The organism is Pelorhabdus sp. sgz311001 (genome assembly GCF_055901755.1).
Genome location: NZ_JBVXUT010000002.1, coordinates 488,685 through 514,822, shown reverse-complemented (window position 1 = coordinate 514,822; position 26,138 = coordinate 488,685). Strand labels below are relative to the sequence as shown.

Sequence of the window (26,138 nt, the reverse complement as noted above, 5' to 3'; positions counted from 1 at the left end):
CTATTATGGCGGAGTGACAGGGATTTGAACCCTGGCAGGCCTTGCGACCTCTAACGATTTAGCAAACCGTCCTCTTCAGCCACTTGAGTATCACTCCAAGGACACTATTAGATTGTAGCATGATGAAACATCTTCTGTCAATAAGCAGTTAACCTATTTTTATGCTACAATAGAGATATAACTTAATTTTAAGTATAAAATATACAAAATCTGCCCTGCGAAGATATAATTTAGGATGGGACATTTGTCGTTGGATTGAACAAGGAATGAAAGGAAAACAAAATGGATACAATTAGCTTACCAAAATTGAATCATTTGACACCGACATTTTCTTCGACTCTTTTAAAAGCAGTAGAAGAAGCTGGGGAGTTGGCGCGGGCTGTTTTGCACTTTTTGCCGTATGGACGATCGGAAGAGGTCGGACAGATCAGTGCGATACCAAGCAAGGCAGTTGATCTGACGGCAGCCCAGCGCACTTTGCGTTCGGTGGCGGAAGAACTGTTAGATGTGGCTCAGGTTTGCGTGACCATGCTGTTTGTGATGGAAGATGAGTATCATCTGACGATTGATCAAATGATTGACAGACATTTGGCGAAACTTATGGCAAAAGGCTACTGTTTTGATCAGGGGCAAACCTATGAGATTGCAACTTGCGGTTCCTTTAAGACATTACGGCTGCCGCGGCTTTATCTTGATGAAGTAACTTTGCTTACGACGGTTTGTAAGATTCAAGAAGAGCTTGGCGAGATGACGCAGTATTTAGGCAAGATGACAGGCGCTTCCGGTGAAACCGTTCAGCTTGACTTTGCGGCTGCTCTAGATGGTTGCGCCGAAGAACTATTAGATGTAGCGCAGTGTTGTTTTACGATGATGTATATTCTCGCTGACCGCTATCAAGTTGATATTGCCGCGCTTGTAGCTGAGCATGTAGAAAAACTGGAAAAACGGGGCTATTTTACGCGGTAAATCAGACAGGAATGTACAGGCTTTCATTGACAAGTTTTTACGTGGTTTGGTACAATAGGGCTGTTGGTGCCTGGTCAGTTTTTTTGAACTTACCTTAGGTACATTAGAAAACGAGGTGCATGAATTGTGCAATCTTATGTTGTTGCTTTTATCACGGCTTTAGTTTTGGCTTATCTCATTACTCCATCCGTAATAAAGCTGGCAATCAAACTTGGGGCTATGGACGCGCCTGACGCACGCAAAGTGCATAAGCATCCGATTCCGCGGATGGGCGGACTGGCAATCTACATCGGTTTTGTCGTCGCTGTTTTGGCAAGTATGCATATGGATAAAGATATTCTTGGCCTACTCGCTGGCGGTACCGTAATTTTGCTTGTAGGTATTGCTGATGATATGTTGCAGCTGCCAGCAAAAGTGAAACTTCTCGGGCAAATTGCTGCAGCGATTGTTTTAGTTTTATTTGATATTCAGATTGAATGGTTGACAAATCCTTTCGGGGATATGATCTATGTAGAATATTTTTCTGTACCGATTACGATTCTTTGGGTTGTTGGGCTGACCAATACAGTCAACTTAATTGACGGTTTAGATGGTTTGGCCGCTGGTGTTTCAACAATTGCAGCGCTTACGATTTTGCTCGTGGCTTTGCAACAGAATTTTTGGATTGTTGCTGTGCTGACTTCGGCTCTTGCTGGTAGCGCCCTTGGTTTTTTACAGCATAATTTTAATCCGGCTAAAGTTTTTATGGGTGATACAGGCAGTATGTTTTTAGGGTATATGCTTGCGGCGATTTCCATTTTGGGAACTGTGAAATCCGCTGCAACGATTGCCTTGATTGTGCCGATCGTAGCTTTGGGGCTGCCGATTATGGATACAACCTTTGCAATTATTCGCCGCTATAATAGCGGACAGCCCATATTTAAGCCTGATAAAGGACATTTGCATCATCGTTTGTTAGCTATGGGCTTATCACAGAAACAAGCTGTTTTACTCATGTATGTGATCAGTGGCTGCCTCGGTCTTAGCGCAATTGCTTTGACAGAAGTAAATATGGGGTTTGCTGCCGTCATTCTTTTCTGCCTCCTGGCGCTTGCTTTTGTTGGGGCGCGGAAGGTGGGCGTTCTGAAACAGAACGATTCGGCGCAAAGTCATTCCTGAGTATGATTTTAAAGTAAAAATAGCAAGAAACCACAAAGGCGGGCGCAAGGCCTGCCTCTTTTAGCTAATTAGGAGAGTGATTTGTTTGGCTCGTCTGAAAGTTATGACTGTATTTGGCACAAGACCGGAAGCTATCAAGATGGCTCCAGTGGTGCTAGAGCTTGCTAAATATAGCGATCTCATCCAGCCGATTGTTACGGTAACAGCCCAGCATCGAGAAATGCTGGATCAGGTCCTCGGCCTGTTTGCGATTCAACCTGACTATGATCTTGATATTATGGCGCAAGGGCAGACTCTATTTGATATTACCGCCAAAGCCATGCATGGTCTTGACAGTGTCCTTGCCACCGAAAAACCCGATATTGTTCTTGTTCATGGCGATACGACAACCACTTTTGCGGGAGCGCTAGCCGCTTACTACCATCATATTCCCGTAGGCCATGTGGAAGCGGGGCTGAGAACAGGCAATAAATATTCGCCTTTTCCCGAGGAGATGAACCGTAAGCTGACTGGTTCTTTAGCAGAACTGCATTTTGCACCGACGCCGACAGCGAAAGAAAATCTTTTGAAAGAGAATATTTCTGCTGACAATGTTTTTGTTACAGGCAATACAGTCATTGATGCTTTGAAAGCAACGGTAAGTGAAACCTATCAATTTTCTGATCCGCTGTTAGCTTCGATCCCCTATGGCGAGCGCCGCGTTGTGCTAGTGACGACTCATCGCCGCGAGAATCTTGGCGAACCGATGCGCCATGTTTATCAAGCGCTACGGCAGATTGTTCATGATTTTTCTGATGTAGAAGTCGTTTTCCCGGTTCATAAAAATCCGAAAGTACGTGAAGTTGTTGAGGCCGAACTTGGCAGTGTAGAACGAGTTCATCTTATTGATCCACTGGACTATGAACCGTTTGCGAACCTCTTGGCGCGGTCATATCTGGTTCTAACCGATTCGGGCGGAATCCAAGAAGAAGCGCCGTCGTTAGGTAAGCCAGTTCTTGTTTTGCGCGATACGACGGAACGACCAGAAGCAATCGCTGCCGGTACAGTAAAGTTGATTGGTACAGAAAAAGAACGAGTCTATCAGGAAACCTCATTGCTCTTAAGTAGTCGCAGCGACTATGAGAAGTTGGCTGGGGCTTGCAATCCTTATGGTGATGGACTTTCTTCGCGGCGGATTGTTGAAACGATTCTATGTCGCTATGGCTTGAAACAAACAATGCCAGCTCCTTTTGTTTGCAAAAACGAATAAGAATTTAGTCCGCATACTATTGTGATGCGGACTTTTTGTATTTGAAATAAATTTAGCGTTTTTCAGCAATTTTATAGAATAACTAGACAAAAATCTTCTTTTTTACACAATCGAGGAGGAATTTTTAATTGTGTGAAGAATATATACAAATACTATTCATGCCATTTCCGAAATCATAGAAAAGCGTATTCCAGGGTATGCTATTTTTTGAAGATGAAGGGGATGCAAAGATGGGCAAGAATAGCAAAAATGCTTTGCTGCAGGCGCTGAATCTTGTATCGGCTCTAGGGCTTACGCTTGTTTCGACACTTGCTGTAGGAATAGGGATAGGGCGGCTTTGGGATCACTATTTTGCCACTTACCCTTGGGGAACGATCATTGGAATTGCGCTGGGAGCTTTAGCTGGTTGCGTGGGAGTGTTTAAGCTCATTGTTGCCAGTCAAAAAAATTGAATATTATGGTGATAGTAAATGAAAGAAGCGCTTTTTGTATGAGAACCGATTTTGGGGAGATGAAAAAATCCTATTTTTGGGGACTACCCTTATGGTCGTTCTTCCTGCTTGGCAGTACGTGGTTATCAGGTCATGGTGATAAGCTGCCCGGACTCTTGCTTGGTATCGTGGCGGCTTATATTTATTTTATCCTGGTGATGATCCGCGTAAAAAAAAGCGCCAACCTGCCGCCGAAGAAGGCGGTTTGGTCCATGCGCGTGGGCTGGGTAATTCGTCTTGTATTTGTCTGTTTTATTCTTTATTTTTCTTTGCGAGTTCCAGAACTCGATTTTTTGGCAGCAGTCGTGGGGCTTTTCTCACTTCATATAGTTTTCCTGGGGGCTGCTTGTGTGTTTGTTATCAAACACAAATTCTTCTAAATGAAATAAGAAAGGGGGGGATTTCTGATGGAACATGGTGAAGGACATGCAATTGGCTCACATCAGATTGCTCATTTTGCCGGCCTGAGTTTTCATCTAGACACGCTCATTATGACGTGGCTGACTATGGCGGTTGTTATTATTATCGCAATCTTAGCAACAAGACGGCTGACACTAGTGCCATCTGGCTGGCAAAATTTATTGGAAATGGCTGTAGAAGCGCTTTTGAATCAAATTGAATCCACTATGGGCCCGAAAGGCCTCAAGTTTGCACCGATGATCATTACGCTGTTTCTCTTTCTCTTGATCAGCAACTGGCTTGGACTCATTCCGAAGTTTAGTTCGCCGACAAGCGACTTGAACACGACAGCAGGGCTGGCGATTATGGTTTTTGTTCTCATACAGGTTTTGGGCATTATGCATAAAGGGCTCGGATCGTATATCGGACATTTTTTCAAGCCGTACGCTTTATTTTTGCCCATTAATATTATTGAAGAATTAGCCAAGCCGATTACACTGTCTTTTCGTCTATTCGGAAATATTATTGCAGGGGAAGTTCTCCTCATTGTGCTTGGCATGTTGGTGCCGTACTTTGTTCCGACAATTTGGCTGGCTTTCAGTGTCTTTGTCGGTGTGATTCAGGCTTTTATTTTCACCATGCTGACAATGTCTTACTTGTCAAACAGCTTAAATGACAACCACTAATGATTGAAAATAGACTTTTCTAAACAAAATGGAATGAAAAAAAGGAGGAACTTATTGTGGAACATGCAATTATTATCGCAGCTTCGGTTATCGGAGCAGGTTTAGCTATCGGTCTTTCCGCCATTGGCGCAGGTATTGGTGACGGTCTCGTTACGGCTAAAGCCGTAGAAGGTATGGCTAGACAGCCGGAAGCAAAAAGCACGATTCTTGTTAACATGCTGATCTCTGTTGGTTTGATCGAAGCATTGCCAATCATCGCTGTTGTTATTGCTTTCGTTTTGATGTTTGCCAACCCGTTTACGAAGTAATCAAGAAAAGCGGTATAGGGCGACAGGCTAGAGGGTCTGTCGCCTCCCTACACGCCTAAGGAGGAGGGGCCTCATTGGTTGATATTGATGCGACGCTTATAGCGCAAATTATAAATTTCTTAATTCTTGTGGCCATTCTGACCAAAGTCGCCTATAAGCCCCTTGTGGGAATGCTCAATGAACGGCAGCAGAAAATCGCCTCAGGTCTTGAGACGGCAGAGAAAGAACGCGCTGCAGCCGAAGCGTTGAAACAAGACTTAGAACGTCAGTTGGCGGCAGCTCGCAGCCAGGCACAGACTATTATTGACAAAGCTGAAAAATTTGCGGCAGCAAAACGCGACGAAGAACTAGAAGTGACGCGTCAGGAATGCGCGAAACTGCTGAAAAATGCTCAGGAAGAAATTAGCCGCGAACGCGATAAAGCGATTAATGAAATGCGGCAAGAAGTCGTTGCTTTATCATTAGCAGCAGCTTCTAAAATTATCAGTGAAAACATGACAAATGAAGCAAATGCGAAACTTGTAGCGAATTTCATTGATAAATTAGATGAAACGAAGACGGGTGGTCTGCCATGTTAGTGCAGCAGCTTGCCCAAAAATATGCTCAAGCGATTTACGAGTTGGCCAAAGAAAAGGACGAGCTTGCTGCAGTAGAAGCGCAGCTTCAGATGGTGCAAAGCGCTGTAGCTGACAATAAAGAGCTGGCGACTTTTCTGTATCATCCACGCGTACCAGCTGAATCAAAAAAATCCTTGTTAAAGGAAGTTTTCGGTAAGGAAGTAACCCCGGAAGTTCTTCGCTTTCTCTTGCTTGTCGTTGACAAGCGTCGGGAGACTTTTTTACCGCAAATGATTCAGGAATTTATTAGCTTAGCAAATGAAGAACGTAATATTGCTATTGCTGAAGTAAAAACAGTTCTGCCCTTAAGCGAAGCAGAGCAGACTGCTTTGAAGCAAAAGCTTGAAGCCGTTATGGGCAAAACCATTGTACTGAAAGAACACATTGACGCTTCCATTATTGGCGGCATGATCATTAAATTAGGCGATAAACTGATTGACGGCAGCGTAAAACGTCAGCTTGACCTTATGAAGTACGCACTGCTGCAATCGCAAGCGACGAAGATTGGGGTGACAAAGTAAGTATGAAAATGAGGCCAGAAGAAATTACGGCTATCATCAAACAGCAGATTGAAAACTATGAAGTCGACCTCAATGTTGATGATATTGGTACAGTCATCGAGGTAGGCGACGGAATTGCTCGTATCCATGGCTTAGAAAAGGCTATGGCCGGTGAACTGTTAGAATTCCCCGGTAGCGTTTTCGGTATGGTTTTGAATCTGGAAGAAGATAATGTCGGCGCTGTTCTTATGAGCGGTGAAATGACGATTAAAGAAGGCGACACAGTGCGCCGTACCGGCCGCATCATGCAGGTTCCTGCTGGCGAAGCTATGGTAGGTCGTGTTGTCAATCCTTTGGGGCAGCCGATTGATGGTAAAGGCCCAATTGCAACAACGGAATTCCGTCCTGTAGAATTTAAAGCGCCTGGTATTGCTGATCGTAAAAGCGTTCACGAACCACTTCAGACAGGCTTAAAAGCAATTGACGCTCTTGTGCCAATCGGCCGGGGACAACGTGAATTGATTATCGGTGACCGTGGTACTGGTAAAACAGCTGTTGCACTTGATACGATTATTAATCAAAAAGGCCAAGGCGTAATCTGCGTATATGTTGCGATTGGCCAAAAAGCTTCGACCGTAGCTCGCGTTGTGAAGACGCTGGAAGATCACGGCGCGATGGAATATACGATTGTTGTTGTTGCTACTGCTTCTGACAGTGCACCGTTGCAATATATCGCTCCTTATGCCGGTGTTGCTATGGCAGAATATTTTATGTATAAAGGCGGCCATTGCCTCTGCGTTTATGACGATCTTTCCAAACAGGCAGCGGCTTATCGCGCCATGTCGCTTCTACTTCGCCGTCCGCCAGGACGTGAAGCTTATCCCGGTGACGTTTTCTATTTACACAGCCGTTTGTTAGAACGGGCTGCTAAATTATCCGATGAACTTGGCGCTGGTTCCATTACGGCTTTGCCGATTATTGAAACTTTGGCTGGTGACGTATCGGCCTATATTCCGACTAACGTAATTTCCATTACAGATGGTCAGATTTTCCTTGAAAGCGAACTTTTCTATTCTGGTATCCGTCCAGCTATTAACGTAGGTCTGTCCGTATCGCGTGTAGGCGGTAGTGCTCAGGTAAAAGCCATGAAGAGTGTAGCTGGTACGCTTCGCCTTGACTTGGCGCAGTATCGTGAAATGGCAGCTTTTGCTCAGTTCGGCAGTGATCTGGACAAAGCGACTAAAGCGTTAATTGACCGCGGCGACCGCATGACGGAAGTTTTGAAACAGCCCCAGTATGTACCGATGCCTGTAGAAGAACAGGTGCTTGTAATCTATATGGCTGTTAACGGCTATCTTGATGATGTAGCTGTAGAAAATATTACGAAGCTCGAACAGGATTACCTGAAATTCATGCGTACAAGCTATGCAGAAATCGGCAAATCGATTCGCGAGAAGAAGGTAATTGACAGCGAAACGGCAGCAGCGCTGAAAAAAGCCATTAAAGAATTCAAAGATACTTTTGTAAGCATTGAAGACAGTGCAGCGAGGTGATAACGGATGCCTAGTACACAGGACATACGTCGTCGCATCAAAAGCGTAAAAAACATTCAGCAGATTACGAAGGCTATGAAGATGGTTGCTGCCGCCAGATTGCGCAAAGCGCAGGAGAAAGCAGCAGCTTCCCGGCCTTATACCGATAAAATCCGGGAAGTGCTAGAGAGTGTAACTGCTAATGCTCACGATATCTCTCATCCGCTGCTGGAATCGAGAGACGTAAAAAAAGTCTGCTATTTACTCATTAATGCGGACAAAGGACTGGCTGGCGCTTATACGTCAAACTTAGTCCGGGAAGTTGTGCCGCGCCTTAAGAGTCATGATCATGTACAGCTCATTACGGTGGGCCGAAAAATGCGTGATTATTTCCGGCGCCGCCACTATAGCATTGATCAGGAATTTATTGGATTCTCTGAAAAACCTTCCTATCAAAATGCTGTGGAACTTTCTCGCGCGGTAGCAGATGGTTTTGTAAAAGGCGAGTATGATGAAATTTATATGGCTTATACGCAGTTTTTATCGCCGCTGACCCAAAAGCCGACGGTTATAAAACTGTTGCCCATGACGCAACCAGAGGCAAAAGTAGAAGCGGACGAAAAGCGTGCTGGGGAATATATTTTTGAACCGGATGCTGCCGCCGTTTTAGCGGAATTATTGCCAAAATATCTTGAGTCTACCATTTATGGCGCTTTGTTGCAGTCGGCGGCAAGCGAATTAGGCGCACGAATGACGGCGATGGGATCGGCTACTGATAATGCCCAGGAGCTTATAGCTAAGCTTGTCCTGAAATACAATCAAATTCGTCAGGCGAATATTACTCGCGAGATCAGTGAAATCGTGGGTGGCGCTGAAGCCATTAAATAGTGAATTTAAGGAGGGGGGAACCCTGTGAATATCGGAAAAGTGAAACAAGTAATTGGTCCTGTTGTAGATATTGAGTTTTCCCCCGAGCAGCTCCCTGCCATTTATAATGCCATTAAAATTCAGGGACAGTCGGATGGCGCTAAGTTGGATGTTACAGCTGAAGTCATGCAGCATTTGGGAGACAACACGGTTCGTGCTGTTGCCATGTCGTCTACGGACGGCCTGACACGCGGCATGGATGCAGTTGATACCGGTGCGCCGATTCAGATTCCCGTAGGCAAGGGCACGCTCGGTCGGGTATTTAATGTGTTAGGAGAAGCCGTTGATAATAATCCGGCGGAAGTCGTAGCGGACGATCATTGGCCGATCCATCGGTCAGCTCCGAGCTTTGAAGATCAGGAAACTTCAACGCAGATTTTGGAAACAGGCATTAAGGTTGTTGACCTTATTGCTCCCTATTCCCGCGGTGGTAAAATCGGCCTCTTTGGCGGTGCTGGCGTAGGTAAAACTGTTTTGATCATGGAATTGATCAGAAACATTGCTACTGAGCACGGCGGTTATTCCGTGTTTGCTGGCGTAGGCGAACGTACCCGTGAAGGAAATGATCTCTGGTCAGAAATGAAAGAATCTGGCGTTATTGATAAAACAGCTCTCGTATATGGTCAGATGAATGAACCACCGGGAGCCAGAATGCGCGTAGGCCTTACGGGCTTGACTATGGCGGAATATTTTCGTGATGTAGGCGGTCAAGACGTACTGCTGTTCGTTGATAATATTTTCCGTTTCATTCAGGCTGGTTCGGAAGTATCGGCTCTACTCGGCCGTATGCCTTCCGCTGTTGGTTACCAGCCAACGCTGGGTACTGACGTAGGTGCGCTGCAAGAACGTATTACTTCTACGAAAAAAGGGTCTATCACTTCCGTTCAGGCTGTTTATGTGCCTGCCGATGACTTGACTGACCCGGCGCCAGCTGCGACATTCGCCCATCTTGACGCAACGACAGTATTGTCGCGTCAGATTGCTGAGCTTGGTATTTATCCGGCTGTGGATCCGCTTGATTCCACGTCCCGTATTATGGACCCTAATATTTTAGGGGAAGAACATTACCGTGTAGCTCGCGGCGTACAAAAAATTCTGCAACGTTATAAAGAGTTGCAGGATATCATTGCCATCCTTGGTATGGAAGAGTTGTCGGAAGACGATAAGATCACTGTAGCAAGAGCTAGAAAAATTCAGCGTTTCTTAAGTCAGCCGTTCTTTGTAGCGGAAGTCTTCACGAACTCGCCAGGAAAATATGTATCACTGAAAGAAACGATTCGCGGCTTTAGCGAAATTTTAAGCGGCAAACATGATGATCTGCCAGAAGCAGCATTCAACATGGTTGGTACAATTGACGAGGTTATCGAAAAGGCTCGTACTTTGAAGGGGGAATAAGCAATGGCCAGAACTGTTCGTGTGGACATTGTAACTCCTGACAAACTGGCTTATTCCGGTGATGTCAATATGGTAATTGCGCGGGCTACTGACGGCGATCTTGGCGTTCTGCCAGGCCATGTGCCGCTGATTGCCGCTCTAAATACGTGGCCACTGCGTCTGTTGACAGCGGATGGCGAACATCAAATTTCTCTTTGTGGCGGTTTTATCGAAGTGCAGCCGGAAAAGGTTACTATTTTGGCGAGCTGTGCCGAATTGCCCGAAGAAATTGATGTAGAAAGAGCTGAGGCGGCAAAGCAACGTGCGGAAGAACGTTTGAGTGCTGCTAGCAGCGAAGTGGATGAGGCAAGAGCTCATGCTGCTTTATCTCGTGCGATAGTCCGGTTGAAAGTAGCTAGCTTTGGAGCGAAACATCATTAATTTCGCGCAGCGTATATAATTTTTCATGTCCTGTTTAAGAGGCTATGGCGTCATTTTTGCGAAAAAGTGACCTATAGCCTCTTTTTGGATTTTCGCATATTCATTTCATAAAATGACAACAATATAAATACTTGCCTGTCGGGCTTGCTTAATGGTAAACTAGATAAGAATGACTCAACGAACGCGCAGTGAGTTGGCGTAGGAGGAACTTTTGTGGAAAAACTAGTTATCAGGGGCGGTAATAAATTAGCAGGACGAGTGAAAATCAGCGGAGCGAAAAATGCCGTACTACCTGTTATTGCAGCTTCCCTTCTGGGAACCACTCCGAGTACACTGGAAGAGATTCCTGATTTGGAAGATGTACGGACGATCAGCGCCGTTTTAAAAACCTTGGGTGTCAAGGTAGATGCAAGTGAAGCGGCGACGCTTCATATTGACAGCACTCATATATCGACAGTAGAAGCACCTTATGAACTGGTGCGAAAAATGCGAGCATCCTTTTTGATTATGGGGCCGCTTTTAGCTCGTTTTGGCAAAGCGAAAATTTCGTTGCCAGGCGGCTGTGCGATTGGAACTCGTCCAATTGATCTTCACTTAAAAGGGTTTGAAGCTCTAGGAGCGAAGATCGAGTTAGGTCATGGCTTTATTGAGGCGGCAGCACCTCCCAGTGGACTGGTTGGCGCGCGCATTTATTTGGATTTTCCTAGTGTTGGCGCGACAGAAAACCTAATGATGGCGGCAAGCCTTGCTTCTGGACAGACTATTATTGAAAATCCGGCGGAAGAACCGGAAATTGTTGATTTAGCAAATTACTTAAATGCCATGGGCGCGAAGGTCCGCGGTGCTGGCACGAATGTCATTAAAATTAATGGTGTAAAAGAATTGCGTGGCGCTGTTCATGCCGTAATTCCGGACCGCATTGAAGCCGGGACTTATATGGTAGCTGCGGCGATGACAGGCGGCGAAGTTCGGATTGACAATGTTTTGACAGAGCATTTAAAACCAGTCATTGCCAAACTAAAAGAAGCTGGAATTCAGCTTGAAGAAGACACGAATGGTGTATGGGTTCGCGGCAATAACCGTCGCTCGATTCGTTCTGTTGATATTAAGACTTTGCCATATCCCGGTTTTCCGACAGACATGCAAGCTCAGTTTATGGCTCTGATGACAGTCGCTGGTGGTACGAGTGTTGTCACAGAAACTGTCTTTGAAAATCGCTTTATGCATGTGGACGAACTAAAACGAATGGGTGCAAATATCAAGATAGAAGGCCGCAGTGCTTTGGTGGAAGGCGTAGAACGTCTAACTGGCTGTGAAGTGAAAGCGACAGATCTTCGAGCTGGCGCGGCGCTTGTCCTAGCGGCACTTGTTGCTGATGGGGCGACGGAAATCTCTTATATTCACCATATTGATCGCGGTTATGATGATATTGTCAACAAGCTGCGCGGACTGGGTGCCGATATTTCCCGGGTTGATCGATAACGAGAGAATATGTATGAAGATACTTCCTGCTAATAGCAGGAAGTATTTTTTTAATTTTGGCTTCATAGAATGAAAGGAACCGGATAATTGGGGGGCTTGAAAGGAGGAGGAGGAGGGGTGAAAACAGCCCTGAAAATATTAATTGGCGGACTGATTGTGCTCTTAATTCTTCCGGCGCTGATTGTTTATGGCCCTCGTGTTAAAATGCCTTTTTCTATGCCCTTTGGCAGCTATAATGAACATATTACCGTGCGATTGTATCAGGCCGAAGTACAGAAAATTATTGATTTAGATCTGGAAGATTATGTAGCTGGTGTTGTGGCTGCTGAGATGCCAGCTGAATTTGAGAGCGAGGCCCTAGCGGCGCAGGCTGTTGCGGCTCGAACTTATGCGGTCAGGACTTTGAAAATTTTTGGCGGCAAGGGAGCGCCAGCTCATCCTGGCGCCGATATTAGCAGCGATTACCGAGAGGGACAGGCTTGGATCAGCGAAGCAGAACGAAAAAAACGCTGGCAAGGACAATATGAGGCTAAGAATAGTAAAATAAAAGCGGCTGTAGCGAAAACAGCGGGAATGATTTTAACCTATGAAGGCGAACCGATTCATGCAGTCTTTCACTCTACCGCGGGTCCGAAAACGGCAAGTTCTAGAGAAGTATGGGGAAGTGACTATCCTTATCTTGTCAGTGTAACGAATAATTGGGACAGGCAGTCGCCGCGCTATCAAGAAGATAAAGAATATACTTTGCGGCAACTGCAAGACTGCCTTGGCGTTAATAAAGGCAGCATAGCCGCTTTTGGTCAGAGTACTGCTAAACCGACAGAGGTGCATATTCTTAGCTTGACTGAATCAGGCAGAGTAGACAAAGTCCGTTTTGGCGATAAGGTTTTGACCGGCCAGGAAGTTCGGGAAAAGCTGGGACTTCATTCCACTAATTTTACCGTTACCATAACGAAAGATTCGTATATTTTTCATACAACAGGCTACGGTCACGGCGTAGGCCTTTCTCAGTACGGCGCCGATGGGATGGCTAAGGCTGGTTATGATTATAAACAAATTCTGTTATTTTATTATCCCAAGACCCTGCTTAGCGCATTGCAGGGCGGTTAATTCCGCCTCTTATGTATAAACAAGGGAGATTTTGGATAGCCTACAGCCAGAGGTGATTGCTGTGGCAAAGGGGCGTATTCTGTTTATTACTTTATTTTTATTTGGAGTATTTCTAATCTTAGTAATTGCCGTTACCTGCAGTTGGAACTTGTTTGGAAAGCAGTCGGTCGCGGTAGAAACAACGCCGCAGATTTCAGCGGATCAGTCCGGTGAACCTGCCGCGAGCAGTCAGCGTGTGTATCGACCGAGCCAAGGCAGTGTGTATTGGCACTTTGGTTGGCAGATTCATCCGGCATTTCATGATTGGCGCTATCATAATGGCTGTGACTTATTGACTGAGCAAGCAGCGCCGGTTCAAGCGATGTGGGCGGGAACTGTCACCGAAGTGCGTGAAGACAAACGACGGGGACTCACGCTAGTCATTGAGTCAGGTGAGCGGCAGGTTCGTTATGAGAGCTTGAGTCAAGTTTTTGTAACACAAGGTAGAGTTGTGGCAGGCGGCGACACCATTGGTCTCAGTGGATCTTGTCAGGATGAGCCTTATATACACCTTCATATTACGATAAAAGTTGCCGGGCGGCTTGAAGATCCAGACAATTGGCTTTAGGGGCGGTCATGTTTTTTTTCACTTCGCATATACATGGTAGCAAGCAAGTTAGGAAGGGAGTCGGACGGGATGAAAGACTATATTCGCAGACGGGTTCTCGATGTTTGTGAGCATATATTAGCAAGTGGTGAAACAGTGAGGCAGACCGCGGCGCGTTTTGGCGTGAGCAAAAGCACTATACAGAAAGATAACCTAAAAGAGAACGGTAAAAAATAACACCTGTACCATTGTATTAGGTCGAAAGTCGCAGTATAATGAACAGGATGGCGGGTTTTACCTTACTGGGTTCTTGCCTTATGGTAAGAACTCTCTTTTGTTGGTCCCCTTTTTACAACATAATGAGAATCGTTCTCATTAAATATGAGTCGGAGGAGTGTTTGTCATGGGATTGTTTCGTAATTTGAAGACATCGGTTAAAATTCTTACCTTGATTGTTCTTATGGCCTTCTTTTTAGGTGTTGTGGGCTATGCCGGCCATTACGCTGCCAATAATCTGTCGGCTATGATGAGTAATATGTATAAGGATAGGCTATTGCCAATCCAATGGCTCAATGGCGTCCGCGCCGAAAGTCGGCTGAATGAAACATTAACTCTGGCTGTGTTTCTTGCGAAAGACCCAAAACAGCAGCAAGACCTGCTTGGGCAAATCCAAGAACATAAAACAAAAGTAGAAAAACTTTTAGCAGATTACAGCAACACGCAGCTTGATTCCTATGAGGCTGAAACCATATCGAAAGCGTTGACGGAAATGCGCGCCTATCGTGATGGCTGGCAAAAATCGCTTGACCTAGCGCTGCAAGGTCAACAGGAAGCCGGACATGCTTTTTTTGTTCAGAATGCAGCAGGTCATTTAAATGAGTTTAATAAACTGCTTGACCAGCTTGTTGAATATAATTCGAAACAAGCCGAGGCGGAGAATGAGACCAGTGATAAGGTCGCTTTGTATAATGATCGGCTGATCATGACGGTAACCTTGCTGGCGGTGCTCTTCTCGCTTGCCTTGGGATGGGTGATTTCTCGTTTAATTGCCTTACCATTGGCAAATCTTGTCACAGAAGTAAAGCAATTGGCCGCAGGGGATCTTAAGATTCGTCAGAGCGGGCCTTTATATCATGATGAAATCGGCCAGCTTACTAGCGAAGTAAGTCGCATGGCTGATAATCTTCGCAATCTCGTGTCACGTATTCATCAAAGTGCCGAAGAATTGACAGCTTCATCGGAAGAACTTACGGCAGGCGCTGATCAAGCGGCGAAAGCGACAGGCGAAGTAACTGGCGCGATTACACAAGTTGCCCAGGGAGCGCAGGAGCAGTCTATGGCCATTGATGAAACAACTCGCGTTGTTTTGAAAATGTCAGGAGCGATTGAAGAAATTGCTTCCCATGCGGGAAAAGTCAGCGAAGCCGTAGGCGAAACTGTGGCGGCCGCTGAGGCCGGTGCTAAATCGGCCGATTCGGTAGCACATCAAATGGATGCCATTGAAACAACCGTTTCCTCTTCCGCTTCGGCTGTGACAAAACTCGGTGAACGATCGCAGGAAATCGGACAGATTGTTGATACAATTGCCGGCATTGCTGGGCAGACTAATCTTTTGGCGCTGAATGCGGCGATTGAAGCAGCACGCGCTGGCGAGCAAGGCCGTGGCTTTGCAGTTGTAGCGGAAGAAGTCAGGAAACTGGCAGAGCAGTCGCAAGAAGCAGCGGGGCGGATTGCTGCTATGATTCGCGATGTACAAAGTGAAACAGCAAAAGCTGTTGCCGCTATGGAGGCAGGCAGCAACGAAGTGAAGGTAGGAGCCGATGTTGTAGCAAGTGCTGGCAAGAATTTTGAACAGATTGGTTCTCTTGTTGATGTTGTATCGGCGCAAGTGACTGATATTTCGGCGGCGCTTGAGGAAATGGCGTCAAGCAGTCAGCAGATTGTAGCTTCTGTGAAAAATATTGATGAAATCGGCAAAAGATCGGCAAGTAAGACACAGCATGTTTCGGCTGCATCCGAAGAGCATGCTGCATCGATTGAAGAAATTGCGGCATCAAGTCAATCCTTGGCGACGATGGCGGAAACTCTGCAAGCCACTGTGTCAAAATTTAAAGTTTGATCAAATAGTGCTTTTAAAATAATACGTTCCAGCTGTGATGTACCTGTCGATGAATGGCAGGTACATTTTTTTATGGAAATGATTACTTGACATTTTAAAACGACTGGTCATATAATATAAATATAGAATATAAAATATTAATTAATAGGAAGTGTTAATTATGAATAGAGAAAGTTTAGATTTACTGTTTCAGCCAGTTACCCTAGGAAACTTGAGCTTGTCTAATCGAATTGTTATGGCGCCAATGACGCGGGGATTTTCACCTAACGGCATACCGGGGGCTGATGTCGCTGCCTATTACCGGCGCCGGGCGGAGAATGAAACCGGACTTATTATTACCGAAGGAACACTCATTAATCATCCGGCTGCTGCCGAAGGCTTAGGGCGACCCAATTTTTTTGGACAGGAATCATTGGACGGTTGGGCTAAGGTGGTAGAAGAAGTTCATCAAGCAGGTGGTAAAATTATCCCGCAGTTATGGCATGTTGGCATGGCGCGCCAACTGCAAGGGCAGAATCCAAACCCAGACGTAGCGCCTGTAGGTCCATCGGGAATTGACGTGATCTCTGGTGAACAGATGACAAAGCCGCTCACCCATGGTGAGATTCAGGAAATTGTCGCAGCTTTTGGGGAAGCAGCTCGGCAAGCGAAGCGCCTAGGCTTTGACGGCATTGAAATACATGGAGCCCACGGTTATCTGATCGACCAGTTTTTCTGGGCGAATACGAATCAGCGTGACGATGAATATGGCGGGGATCTTGTTGCGAGGACTCGGTTTGCTACGGAAATTATTAAAGCTTGTCGTAGCGCGGTTGGTGATGATTTTCCGATTGTCTTTCGGTTTTCTCAGTGGAAACTGGGTCATTATCAGGCTAAAATGGCGAGTGATCCAACTGAACTGGCTGCTTTTTTAGCACCGCTAAGTGCGGCAGGCGTTGACATCTTTCATGCTTCTACCAGGCGATATTGGGAACCGGAGTTTGTAGATTCACCCCTGAATTTAGCCGGTTGGACGAAAAAGTTAACAGGAAAACCTACTATTACCGTAGGCTCTGTGGGGCTTGATACGAATTTTATTGAATTTTTTACCGAAGGAAAAGGGGCCAATCATAGTAGTTTAGCGCCCCTCATGGCTAGACTAGAACAAAATGAATTTGATTTGGTTGCCGTAGGCCGAGCCCTCTTAGCCGACCCCGCTTGGGCAGCTAAAATTCATCAAGGGAGAGAGCAAGATCTCGTCTTGTTTAGTAAAGGCGCTGAAACCACATTATCCTAAAAAAGTGAGGTTTTCCTGGACCGTGAGAAGAAAAAGTTCTGATTTAGAAAAGACAAAGCAACAAATATTAGAAGCGGGATTGCAATTATTGCAGGAAAAAGGCTATAACGCCACAGGAATTCAGGATATTGCCAATGCCGCGAAGATCCCCAAAGGGTCATTTTATAATTACTTTGCGAACAAAGAAGCGTTTGGCGCTGCGGTGATACGGTATTATACGGCAATGAACTTGGAAAATTGGCTGCTCTTATTACAAGATGCAACCGCAAAGGCAGACTCTTATCAGGCGCTAAGTACGGCTTTTTTATCAGTGACGGAAAAATATCGCTGTGAGGCCGTAAAAAAAGGCTGTCTCTTAGGGACTATGGCTGCTGAAATTAGCGAGGTTAGTGAAGAATGTCGTGTGGCTCTTCACGAGTCCATAGCTAAGTTTAAGACTGTTTTGGCGGATCACTTGGCTGATGGACAGCAGCTCAACAAGGTTCGCCGCGATATATCATCCCAAGCGTTAGCCGATTTAGTGTGGGATTGCTGGCAGGGCGGCTTGCTACGCATGAAAGTAGAAAAGTCAGTTGAAGCGGTTGAGCGTGATCTGGAAACACTTTTTCACCATGTATTATTGCCCAGATAACAGCAAAGAAAGATCGGTATAAGTGGCTGCTAGGATAAAGCAACTGTTACGTAATTATAATAAAGAAAAATGATGATAAGTTAAGTGTTCCGTAAAAGTTAGCTGTGTTTGGGGCGATTGTCCATGAACACACTGGCTTAATGGAACACTTTTTATTTTGTCTTTAGCGGTAATAATTATTGACCTTGAAAAGTACAATGTAAGGGATCAGATATAGCGATCAAGGAGGGGCCACGATGAGTCTAAATATACGATTTATTAACCCTAACACAGTCGAGAATGTGGACAAGCATTTACCTAAAATCTTAGCCGAGGCGCTAATCAACAAAATTACCAAGGAAATGGAGACAGCATCAAACTCTGAGGACAGTAAACAAGTCCATCATCCTTAGCCGCGGCAGTTTTTTTATTACCGCGAAAGATTACTCTACTGAGGGGGGAAGCGCCGCATGGAAGAGGCGAGGGGGCTTGTAAGAAGGATGGCTGCTTATTGTCGAGTTTCTACGGAGAAAGAAGATCAATTAATGAGTCTACAGATGCAGCGGGATTTTTTTACGGAATATGCCCAAAAAGAAGGAATGAAGCTCGTAGAAGTCTATGCTGATGAAGGCATAAGCGGTACGAAGTTGAAAAATAGAAAAGACTTCAGTCGGCTGATGTATGATGCGCAGCAGCAGAAATTTGACTGTGTTTACGTCAAAGATGTATCAAGAATGGCCCGCAATGTGGTAGATTTCCTTCAGAGTATACGAAAATTGAAAGCGTTAAATATTGACTGCCGCTTTGTAACTGCCAATATGTCCAGTAATGACGGCGAGCTCACTCTAACCATTTTGGCAGCCGTAGCACAGGAGGAATCGGCCAACCTGTCTAAGCGCGTTAAATTTGGGAAAAAACGTAATGCTGCACGAGGCCGCGTACCAAATCTAGTTTATGGTTATGACAAGACCTGTGGCCAGTATTTTGATTTGACCATCAATGACTATGAAGCCCAAGTGGTAAAACGAATTTTCCATTATTATGTCTATGAGCGGCAAGGAACCTATAAAATTGCGCAACGGTTAAATCAAGAAGGGGTCCTAACAAAGCGGCAGTGCCGCTGGTCACAACAGGCCATATCCACCATATTGACGAACCCGCTGTATATTGGCAAGGTCATTAATGGCAAAGAATCTATTAAAGATTTCTTGACTGGGAAAAGGATTAAAAATGAAGTGGACAAGCAATATATCGTCGATAAGCCAGCCTTGGCTATGATTGAGCAAGATATTTTCGATAAGGCGCAAGCTTTGCTGGCTGAACGCACAGCGATGTTTCGACTGACGAAAACTCGTCAATCCAATAAATACTGCTTCAGTACCTTAATTCATTGCAGCGATTGTGGCTATAGTTTTAGACGAATTTATCGAAAATGGCTTAAGGAGTATGTCCGTTGGGGTTGTGGTGGTCGGAATGTGAACGGCAAGGAGTTTTGTCATAATCATACGACGATTGATGAGCGGGAACTGTTAGCGGCAATCAAGAACTATTTGAGTAGGCTCATCTCATCGCCAGATAAACTGCTTAAACAGACGTTGGCTGAATTTAATAAGAAATATAAGCCAAGCACACAGGACGTTTCTCACGATTTTATTATGAGTGAACTGACAAGACTTAAAAAAACAAAAGCGAAACAACGCCAAATGTTTGAAGTAGACGCCATAAGTCTGGAAGAGCTAAAAGGACGAACTGCTGAATTAAATACTGCGATTGCTGTCTATGAAGAGAAACTGACATCAATGGAAGATAATACATCTGGATTGAGTTCGGTGGAGAGTAAGATAAAAAATTATTGCAGCAGTATACAAAGTCTCTTGGCAGCTGATTTGTTTGATAATGCTATGTTAAAGAACTTTATTGATAAAATAGTTGTAACAGTAGAAGGAGAAATCCAAGTTTTCTTAAAACTGTTTTCTGAATTGCAAATCAGCCAATGAACTGAAAGATCGTAAACTACTGCGGATTGCCGAGATGAAAAGGCAGTCCGTATTTTTTTTGTTTTGGTAATTCTTTCCATAAGGATATGATTGAACGGTTGCCGCTGTTGAATAAACCCCTGGCAGTTAAAGTGCGGACGGTATTAGAACTGAATAAAGCGGAAAGGCATATTCGTGGCGGCGAAGCGACGCGAAAAAAATATCAATCTACGAAAGAAATCTGCGAAAAGTCCTAGGAAAAGGGGCCTTAAAATAAAGGTATTTCGCAAAAGTTGTAGAAATAAAGTAACACTTATGTATCTATAGCGCGAATCGCCGTACGGTACAAGCAGTGAAGAAGACGAGAGGGGTAAAAGCATGTTTGGAATGTCAATGGATGTTGGCGTTGATTTAGGGACTGCCAATGTTTTGGTTTACATAAAGGGAAAAGGAATCGTATTACGAGAGCCTTCCGTTGTGGCAATTGATCGGGATACGAATAAGGTTTTGGCAATTGGCGAGGAAGCTCGCCGAATGTTAGGCAGAACGCCAGGCAATATTATTGCGATTCGTCCGCTTAGAGAAGGCGTCATCGCTGATTATGATACGACGGAAAGCATGCTTCGCCATTTTATCCAAAAGGTAGCAGGCAAAAGCAGCTTTTTTAAACCTCGTATTATGATTTGTATTCCTTCTGGTGTAACGACGGTAGAAAAACGAGCTGTACTCGAAGCTTCGATGCAGGCTGGCGCTCGTAAAACCTTTTTGATTGAAGAGCCACTAGCTGCTGCCATGGGAGCTGGTCTTGATATTGCCGAGCCTTGCGGTTCTATGGTTGTTGATATTGGCGGCGGTACGACCGATGTTGCAGTACTAAGCTTGGGCGGTATTGTTGTTAGTGAATCGCTTCGCATTGGCGGCGATAAATTTGATGAAGCTTTAGTGCGGTATGTGAAAAAAGAATATAATATTATGATTGGCGAACGGACTGCTGAAGAGATCAAAGTCAATATTGGCACGGCCTTTCCGACCGGACGCGATGAAACGATGGAAATTCGTGGACGCGATCTGGTCTCTGGTCTGCCGAAAACGATGCGGATTTCTTCGGCGGAAACGCGCGAAGCTCTTTCCGAATCGGTATCCCTCATTGTTCATTGTGTCAAATCTGTGTTAGAAGTGACTCCGCCAGAACTCGCGGCTGATATTATGGACCGCGGCATTGTTATGACAGGCGGCGGTTCTTTACTCTTTGGGTTGGACAAGCTGATTAACCAGGAAACAGGAATTCCTACTTACTTAGCAGAAGACCCTCTCTCTTGTGTTGCGCTAGGTACTGGTAAAGCCTTAGATTCATTGGAAACTATTCAAGATAGTTTAACAACGCTGAAAAAAGGCGGTATCGCTTAAAGAAAGCTATCAAAAGCTATCAAAAGCTATCAAAAGCTATCAAAAGCTATCAGAAAAAATCCCTGACTGCGTGCATTTTGCGGCGCAGTCAGGCAGAGAAAAAAGGAGTTGAGATTTTTGCTACGAGGCATTTATACAGCGGCGGCAGGCATGGTTTCCGAAGGTTTGCGCAATGATGCGATAGCCAATAATCTCGCGAATGTGAATACGACAGGGTATAAGCGGGATGTTACTGTAACGAAAGATTTTGCTACATTCCTAATCGAACGAACTGGCAAAGACGGTTCGGGCGCTGCGCCAATCGGTGGTATGGGGTATGGTGATGTAGTCAATGAAATCGCTACGATTTATACGAATGGCCAATTACAGCCAACTGGAAATCCTCTAGACCTGGCCGTGCAAGGCAGTGGTTACTTTGCGGTACAAACACCAAACGGCGTACGTTATACTCGGGATGGCGCTTTCTTTCGCAGCGGTCGCGGTCAGCTGGTAACTGCTGATGGCTATCAGGTGCTTGGTACCAACAATCGTCCGATTACTCTGCCTGATGGGACAGCATCAATTAGTTCTGATGGTCGCGTCACCGTGGCAGGTCAGCCGACCGGTCAATTGCAACTTGTAGAATTCGGTAATGATAGAAGTGTATTGCGGAAAGAAGGCAGCAATTTATTTTCTACGACCAATGAAGCCCAACCAAGACGAGCTACTGGGACGGTGCAGCAAGGATCTTTAGAACGATCTAACGTCAATGTTATTTCAGAAATGGTAAATATGATTTCTGGGTATCGTTCTTATGAGATGAGCGGCAAAATGGTACAAGCCCAGGACAGTTTGCTTGATAAAGCAGTGAATGAAGTAGGCCGTGTATAAAGGGAAAGATCATAAGCGGCCGGACCGCTTTGCGGAAGCCGCTGCCTGCTGAATGAATGAGGCAGGTCTATATAAAACGACGAGGGGGATAATTCATTATGATGAGAGCCTTATGGACAGCCGGAACAGGCATGACGGCGCAGCAAGCCAATATTGATGTGATTTCAAATAACCTTGCCAACGTAAATACGACCGGTTTTAAAAAAAGTCGGACTGATTTTCAAGATCTTATGTACCAGACGTTAAGAGAGCCTGGGGTTGCTACAGGACCGGATACGACTGTACCATCGGGGATTCAGATGGGCAGTGGCGTAAAGCAAGTGGCGACGCAGAAAATTTATTTAGAAGGTTCGGCTCTCCAGACGGGTAACCAGTATGATATGATGATCGAAGGCGATGGCTTTTTCCAGATTGATATGCCTGATGGTACTACTGCCTATACACGTGACGGTAGTTTTAAATTGGATTCACAGGGAAGAATTGTTACGTCTGACGGCTATCCCTTGCAAAATGTCAGCGCAGTGCCTTCAACGGCGACGAGCGTTAGCGTTTCCTCAGACGGAAGAGTATCGGCTACTGTTCCTGGCCAAACGGCGGCGCAGGATTTGGGGCAGTTGCAACTGGCGAGATTTATCAATCCAGCCGGTTTAAGTGCGATTGGCCGTAATTTACTTGTCGAAACATCTGCTTCTGGTCAAGCTGTCGGTTCTAATCCAGGTGTTGATGGGGCAGGTACGATTCAACAGAAGTTTTTGGAAACTTCCAATGTGCAGGTTGTCGAAGAAATGGTCAATATGATTACAGCACAGCGGGCTTATGAAATTAATTCCAAAGCGATTCAGACGTCAGATTCCATGTTGGAACAAGCGGCTAATTTAAAACGTTAAGATGAAAATCTATAAAGCCCTTCTTGTCTGGATTGTTCTTGTTTTGTACTCGCTGTGTTTTTCAGCTGTGCTTTGGGCTGCACCAGTTACGATTGTGGTGGCGCCGGAGATCACAGTGTCAGGCGGTGTGTTGTACTTAGGCGATATTGCCACAATTACTGGTGATAACGAACGTGCTGCGACTTTAAGCCGCTGTAAAATTGGTACGGCGGCGCAGCCTGGATTTGCGACGATTTTAACGCCGGAATTACTTAGGATGCGTTTAGCGGGAGCCTGGGCAGATCTAAGCGATATTGATTGGCAAGTGCCTGATAGTGTAAGAATTACTACGTCGGCGCAAACTATTCCCGAAGCTGTTTTGCTGGAACAGGCGCAACAAGCGGTTAAAAGCAAAACGGTAGGTCTCGATTGCGAAATAAAGCCTTTGGGCGGCGCCGATCTTTTAGCGCCAGTCGGGCAAGTTTCCTATGACGTTCGGTTTCCTTCGGGCATTCATTTTATCGGACCTGTTACAGCGCTTGTAGCTGTTTCTGTAGATCATAAGCCCTATCGTCAAGTCACAGTGAAACTAGATGTAAATCTTTTTAAAAATGTTGTTACGACGGTGCGGGCATTGCAAAATGGTGATATGATTTCTGCTAGCGATATTCAGTTAGAACGTCGCGAAATCGGCCATTCTAGCGGCTTTTTTTCAGAGCTTAGTCAGGCTGAAGGGATGGTGCTGAAGCGGCCGGTAGCGGCAGGGACGATGTTACAAAGTTCTTTTATGGCGATGCCGCAGGTTATAAAACGCGGCAGTCTCTTGTCACTTGTTGCTAGAATCGGTTCGATTGAAGTGGCGACGACAGGTCAAGCTATGGAGAACGGCAGTATAAATCAAATCATTAAAGTGCAAAATTTAAAATCAAAAAAAGTTGTTTCGGCAAAAGTAATTGATGCCAATACGGCGGAGGTCTTTACAAGACCTTAGGCCAACATCGGAAAGGAGAATCTGCCATGCAGTTTTGGCGTTATAAACATCGTGTGCTCCTTTTGACAATTTTATGGCTCTTTACCGCTTCGCCGCTAGTCTTTGCTGATTCGTTGTGGAATGACTCGGCGCAAAGTATGTTTAGCGATCGTCGGGCTCATTCGATTGGTGACACCCTTACGATTGTAATTAGTGAAAACTCTAGCGCCGTCAGAAGTGGCAATGCTTCTAACTCAAAGTCCGGCAGTAATACGCTCAATGCGGGGACAGGTATTTTCCACTTTTTAGCTAGTGCGACAGCGAGCGGCTCGGATTCTTTTTCGGCAAAAGGCGCTTTAACGAATACAAATACGGTGACTGGCCGTGTTACCGTCCAGGTTGTCGGCGTGAAACCAAATGGTTATCTAATGATTTCCGGCACGCAGACAATCAATCAAAATGATGAAGTGCAGAAAATTACGGTCACAGGCACGGTAAGGCCTGACGATATTGCTTATGACAATACCATTTTATCTTCGAATGTAGCGGAAGCGAAATTGAAGATTGAAGGCAATGGTCCTTTGGCGGGGAAACAGCGTCAAGGTATTTTGACACAAGTTTTTAATCTCCTATTCTAATTGTTTCGTAGAAAGCTGTGGAGGGTTTTATGCAAAAACGAATTGCAATTCTAGTTCTGCTGCTCTTTTGTCTCGGAATCACTCCGGCCCTTGCCTATCAGTCGACACGGATTAAAGATGTGGCGAAAGTGCAAGGGGTACGCAGCAATCAACTAGTTGGATATGGTCTCGTAACCGGTTTAAATGGAACCGGCGATAGTACGAAAATCGTGGAAACGCTGCAATCCATATCGAATATGCTAAAGGGCTTTGGCGTAGTGATGAGTCCCTCGCAACTGCAGGCCAAGAATGTGGCTGCTGTTATGGTTACAGCAGAATTGCCGGCCTTTGCGAAACCAGGCGACACGCTTGATGTGAATGTATCGTCTCTGGGAGATGCCAAAAGCTTACAGGGCGGAGTTCTCTTGCAGGCGCCCTTGAAAGCAGCTAACGGCTCTGTTTATGCAGTGGCGCAAGGACCTCTGTCCGTTGGCGGCTATACTGCCGGTGGTGGCGGCGCCAGTGCTACGAAAAACTTTCCAACTACAGGCCGGGTGCCTGCTGGCGGGATTGTGGAAAAAGATGTACCAGTACAATTTGCCAAAGACGGTGAGATTCGTTTATCCTTAGGACAGCCCGATTTCACAACAGCTTCGCGTATTGCCGAAGCGATTGACAGCCGGTTTGGTTCTATTTCTTCGGCGAAAGATCCCGGAACCATTGCTGTGAACATTCCTAGTGAATTTAGCGAAAATGTCGTTGGTTTTGTTTCCGCTTTGGAAGAACTGCCAGTTTATCCTGATGCCATTGCTAAAATTGTTATTAATGAGCGGACTGGAACAATTGTTTTAGGGACGAATGTAACGATTGATGAAGTGGCTGTGGCGCAAGGTGGTTTGACGGTGAAAATTGGTAAGACAACAGATGTTTCACAACCAGCACCTTTTTCGAACGGTTCTACTGTTGTAACAAACAACACGACAGTAGATGTACAAGAAAAACCTGGACATTTGGTCGTATTACCGCCTTCCTCCAGTGTGGGCGATGTGGTAAATGCACTCAATGCTGTAGGGGCGACACCGCTTGATATCATATCAATTATTCAGGCAATTAAAGCTTCTGGTGCGCTTCATGCTGAGCTGCAAATTATTTAAACTTTGAGCAGGAGGCATTCGCTTATGAATGTAGATGCGACAATAACGAATTTGCCTGCTTCTGGTCCTGCCACGACTGCGACTTTGCCAAAGTCGGACGGCAGCGAGTTTCGCAGTCAATTTGACCAAGCTATGCAAAAGGGCGCGACGGTAGGACAGGAAGATAAAAAACTGAAAAAGGTTTGTCAGGACATGGAATCGGTGTTTATTAACATGATGCTAAGCACTATGCGTTCTACTGTGCCCAAAGATTCGCTTTTGGGCGACAGTAACGAAGATGATATTTTAAAATCCATGCTTGACAGCGAAATGGCTAAAAATCTTTCTCAGGCTGGTGGCATTGGTTTGTCTGATGTGATCTACAAGCAGCTAGCGCCGCTTAATGCGAAGGCTGCTTATAAAGCAAAGGAATAATCCCCTAGGATACAGGACCTGACACGAAAGTGT

The 26,138-nt window shown here is 45.4% G+C and carries 29 protein-coding genes, 1 tRNA gene and 1 pseudogene; 30 read left to right on the top strand and 1 reads right to left on the bottom strand.

Annotated elements, in window-relative coordinates:
* Nucleotides 1–6 precede the first annotated feature (6 nt).
* Nucleotides 7–97, bottom strand: a tRNA-Ser gene (locus AC0MXB_RS08290).
* Nucleotides 98–282: 185 nt separating this feature from the next.
* On the opposite strand from AC0MXB_RS08290, the gene AC0MXB_RS08285 reads away from it, so the two are divergent.
* The 30 genes and pseudogenes from AC0MXB_RS08285 (at nucleotide 283) to AC0MXB_RS08140 (ending at nucleotide 26,105) form a co-directional block, all read left to right on the top strand.
* Complete coding sequence (locus AC0MXB_RS08285) at nucleotides 283–966, top strand: MazG nucleotide pyrophosphohydrolase domain-containing protein (RefSeq protein ID WP_474039186.1); 684 nt, start codon at nucleotides 283–285, stop codon at nucleotides 964–966.
* Nucleotides 967–1,092: 126 nt separating this feature from the next.
* Nucleotides 1,093–2,124 carry a glycosyltransferase family 4 protein gene (locus AC0MXB_RS08280; protein ID WP_474039185.1) on the top strand — a complete coding sequence of 344 codons (1,032 nt, stop codon included), beginning with the start codon at nucleotides 1,093–1,095 and terminating at the stop codon, nucleotides 2,122–2,124.
* An 85-nt stretch (nucleotides 2,125–2,209) separates the two neighbouring features.
* Entirely contained in the window at nucleotides 2,210–3,373 is a 1,164-nt protein-coding gene (wecB, locus tag AC0MXB_RS08275; protein ID WP_474039184.1) for a non-hydrolyzing UDP-N-acetylglucosamine 2-epimerase, read from the top strand.
* 230 nt (nucleotides 3,374–3,603) lie between these two features.
* Entirely contained in the window at nucleotides 3,604–3,825 is a 222-nt protein-coding gene (locus AC0MXB_RS08270) for an AtpZ/AtpI family protein (RefSeq protein ID WP_474039183.1), read from the top strand.
* Between the two features lie 38 nt (nucleotides 3,826–3,863).
* Nucleotides 3,864–4,244: an ATP synthase subunit I gene (locus AC0MXB_RS08265; RefSeq protein WP_474039182.1), complete on the top strand. Its 381-nt coding sequence runs from the start codon at nucleotides 3,864–3,866 to the stop codon at nucleotides 4,242–4,244.
* A 27-nt stretch (nucleotides 4,245–4,271) separates the two neighbouring features.
* Nucleotides 4,272–4,949 (top strand): F0F1 ATP synthase subunit A, encoded by a 678-nt coding sequence (gene atpB / locus AC0MXB_RS08260; protein WP_474039181.1) that lies wholly within the window; start codon nucleotides 4,272–4,274, stop codon nucleotides 4,947–4,949.
* A gap of 56 nt (nucleotides 4,950–5,005) precedes the next feature.
* A complete protein-coding gene (atpE, locus tag AC0MXB_RS08255) occupies nucleotides 5,006–5,257 on the top strand; it encodes a F0F1 ATP synthase subunit C (protein ID WP_474039180.1) in 252 nt (83 codons plus the stop codon).
* A gap of 74 nt (nucleotides 5,258–5,331) precedes the next feature.
* Nucleotides 5,332–5,835, top strand: a complete 504-nt coding sequence (atpF, locus tag AC0MXB_RS08250) for a F0F1 ATP synthase subunit B (RefSeq protein ID WP_474039179.1) — start codon at nucleotides 5,332–5,334, stop codon at nucleotides 5,833–5,835.
* Nucleotides 5,829–6,395, top strand: coding sequence for a F0F1 ATP synthase subunit delta (locus AC0MXB_RS08245; RefSeq protein WP_474039178.1), 567 nt, complete (start codon nucleotides 5,829–5,831; stop codon nucleotides 6,393–6,395). Before atpF ends, AC0MXB_RS08245 begins: the two co-directional genes overlap by 7 nt.
* 2 nt (nucleotides 6,396–6,397) lie before the next feature.
* Nucleotides 6,398–7,927 carry a F0F1 ATP synthase subunit alpha gene (gene atpA / locus AC0MXB_RS08240; RefSeq protein ID WP_474039177.1) on the top strand — a complete coding sequence of 510 codons (1,530 nt, stop codon included), beginning with the start codon at nucleotides 6,398–6,400 and terminating at the stop codon, nucleotides 7,925–7,927.
* Between the two features lie 6 nt (nucleotides 7,928–7,933).
* Nucleotides 7,934–8,794 (top strand): ATP synthase F1 subunit gamma, encoded by an 861-nt coding sequence (gene atpG, locus AC0MXB_RS08235; RefSeq protein WP_474039176.1) that lies wholly within the window; start codon nucleotides 7,934–7,936, stop codon nucleotides 8,792–8,794.
* 24 nt (nucleotides 8,795–8,818) lie between these two features.
* Complete coding sequence (atpD, locus tag AC0MXB_RS08230; RefSeq protein WP_474039175.1) at nucleotides 8,819–10,228, top strand: F0F1 ATP synthase subunit beta; 1,410 nt, start codon at nucleotides 8,819–8,821, stop codon at nucleotides 10,226–10,228.
* 3 nt (nucleotides 10,229–10,231) lie between these two features.
* Complete coding sequence (locus AC0MXB_RS08225; protein WP_474039174.1) at nucleotides 10,232–10,648, top strand: F0F1 ATP synthase subunit epsilon; 417 nt, start codon at nucleotides 10,232–10,234, stop codon at nucleotides 10,646–10,648.
* A 213-nt stretch (nucleotides 10,649–10,861) separates the two neighbouring features.
* On the top strand, nucleotides 10,862–12,130 hold the full coding sequence (gene murA, locus AC0MXB_RS08220) for a UDP-N-acetylglucosamine 1-carboxyvinyltransferase (RefSeq protein ID WP_474039173.1): 1,269 nt from the start codon (nucleotides 10,862–10,864) through the stop codon (nucleotides 12,128–12,130).
* A gap of 117 nt (nucleotides 12,131–12,247) precedes the next feature.
* Nucleotides 12,248–13,240: a stage II sporulation protein D gene (spoIID, locus tag AC0MXB_RS08215; protein ID WP_474039172.1), complete on the top strand. Its 993-nt coding sequence runs from the start codon at nucleotides 12,248–12,250 to the stop codon at nucleotides 13,238–13,240.
* 31 nt (nucleotides 13,241–13,271) lie between these two features.
* Complete coding sequence (locus tag AC0MXB_RS08210) at nucleotides 13,272–13,847, top strand: peptidoglycan DD-metalloendopeptidase family protein (protein WP_474039171.1); 576 nt, start codon at nucleotides 13,272–13,274, stop codon at nucleotides 13,845–13,847.
* Between the two features lie 69 nt (nucleotides 13,848–13,916).
* The gene (locus tag AC0MXB_RS08205) at nucleotides 13,917–14,063 is read left to right on the top strand and encodes a sporulation transcriptional regulator SpoIIID (protein WP_474039170.1); all 147 of its coding nucleotides are present in this window, start codon (nucleotides 13,917–13,919) and stop codon (nucleotides 14,061–14,063) included.
* A 166-nt stretch (nucleotides 14,064–14,229) separates the two neighbouring features.
* Entirely contained in the window at nucleotides 14,230–15,945 is a 1,716-nt protein-coding gene (locus AC0MXB_RS08200) for a methyl-accepting chemotaxis protein (protein ID WP_474039169.1), read from the top strand.
* A 160-nt stretch (nucleotides 15,946–16,105) separates the two neighbouring features.
* Nucleotides 16,106–17,221, top strand: coding sequence for an NADH:flavin oxidoreductase (locus AC0MXB_RS08195; RefSeq protein WP_474039168.1), 1,116 nt, complete (start codon nucleotides 16,106–16,108; stop codon nucleotides 17,219–17,221).
* Between the two features lie 22 nt (nucleotides 17,222–17,243).
* Entirely contained in the window at nucleotides 17,244–17,852 is a 609-nt protein-coding gene (locus AC0MXB_RS08190) for a TetR/AcrR family transcriptional regulator (protein WP_474039167.1), read from the top strand.
* 236 nt (nucleotides 17,853–18,088) lie between these two features.
* Nucleotides 18,089–18,244, top strand: a complete 156-nt coding sequence (locus AC0MXB_RS08185) for a hypothetical protein (RefSeq protein ID WP_474039166.1) — start codon at nucleotides 18,089–18,091, stop codon at nucleotides 18,242–18,244.
* A gap of 57 nt (nucleotides 18,245–18,301) precedes the next feature.
* Nucleotides 18,302–19,828, top strand: a complete 1,527-nt coding sequence (locus AC0MXB_RS08180; protein ID WP_474039165.1) for a recombinase family protein — start codon at nucleotides 18,302–18,304, stop codon at nucleotides 19,826–19,828.
* A gap of 83 nt (nucleotides 19,829–19,911) precedes the next feature.
* Nucleotides 19,912–20,064: pseudogene (locus tag AC0MXB_RS08175) on the top strand (sporulation transcriptional regulator SpoIIID); the annotation flags it as partial.
* A gap of 121 nt (nucleotides 20,065–20,185) precedes the next feature.
* Nucleotides 20,186–21,214, top strand: a complete 1,029-nt coding sequence (gene mreB, locus AC0MXB_RS08170) for a rod shape-determining protein MreB (RefSeq protein ID WP_474039164.1) — start codon at nucleotides 20,186–20,188, stop codon at nucleotides 21,212–21,214.
* A gap of 117 nt (nucleotides 21,215–21,331) precedes the next feature.
* Entirely contained in the window at nucleotides 21,332–22,084 is a 753-nt protein-coding gene (flgF, locus tag AC0MXB_RS08165; protein ID WP_474039163.1) for a flagellar basal-body rod protein FlgF, read from the top strand.
* A 98-nt stretch (nucleotides 22,085–22,182) separates the two neighbouring features.
* Nucleotides 22,183–22,971: a flagellar basal-body rod protein FlgG gene (gene flgG, locus AC0MXB_RS08160; RefSeq protein ID WP_474039162.1), complete on the top strand. Its 789-nt coding sequence runs from the start codon at nucleotides 22,183–22,185 to the stop codon at nucleotides 22,969–22,971.
* Between the two features lies 1 nt (nucleotide 22,972).
* The gene (gene flgA, locus AC0MXB_RS08155) at nucleotides 22,973–23,941 is read left to right on the top strand and encodes a flagellar basal body P-ring formation chaperone FlgA (RefSeq protein WP_474039161.1); all 969 of its coding nucleotides are present in this window, start codon (nucleotides 22,973–22,975) and stop codon (nucleotides 23,939–23,941) included.
* Nucleotides 23,942–23,967: 26 nt separating this feature from the next.
* Nucleotides 23,968–24,558, top strand: coding sequence for a flagellar basal body L-ring protein FlgH (locus AC0MXB_RS08150; RefSeq protein WP_474039160.1), 591 nt, complete (start codon nucleotides 23,968–23,970; stop codon nucleotides 24,556–24,558).
* Nucleotides 24,559–24,587: 29 nt separating this feature from the next.
* Entirely contained in the window at nucleotides 24,588–25,691 is a 1,104-nt protein-coding gene (locus AC0MXB_RS08145) for a flagellar basal body P-ring protein FlgI (protein ID WP_474039159.1), read from the top strand.
* 24 nt (nucleotides 25,692–25,715) lie between these two features.
* Nucleotides 25,716–26,105 carry a rod-binding protein gene (locus AC0MXB_RS08140; protein ID WP_474039158.1) on the top strand — a complete coding sequence of 130 codons (390 nt, stop codon included), beginning with the start codon at nucleotides 25,716–25,718 and terminating at the stop codon, nucleotides 26,103–26,105.
* The last annotated feature ends 33 nt before the right edge of the window (nucleotides 26,106–26,138 follow it).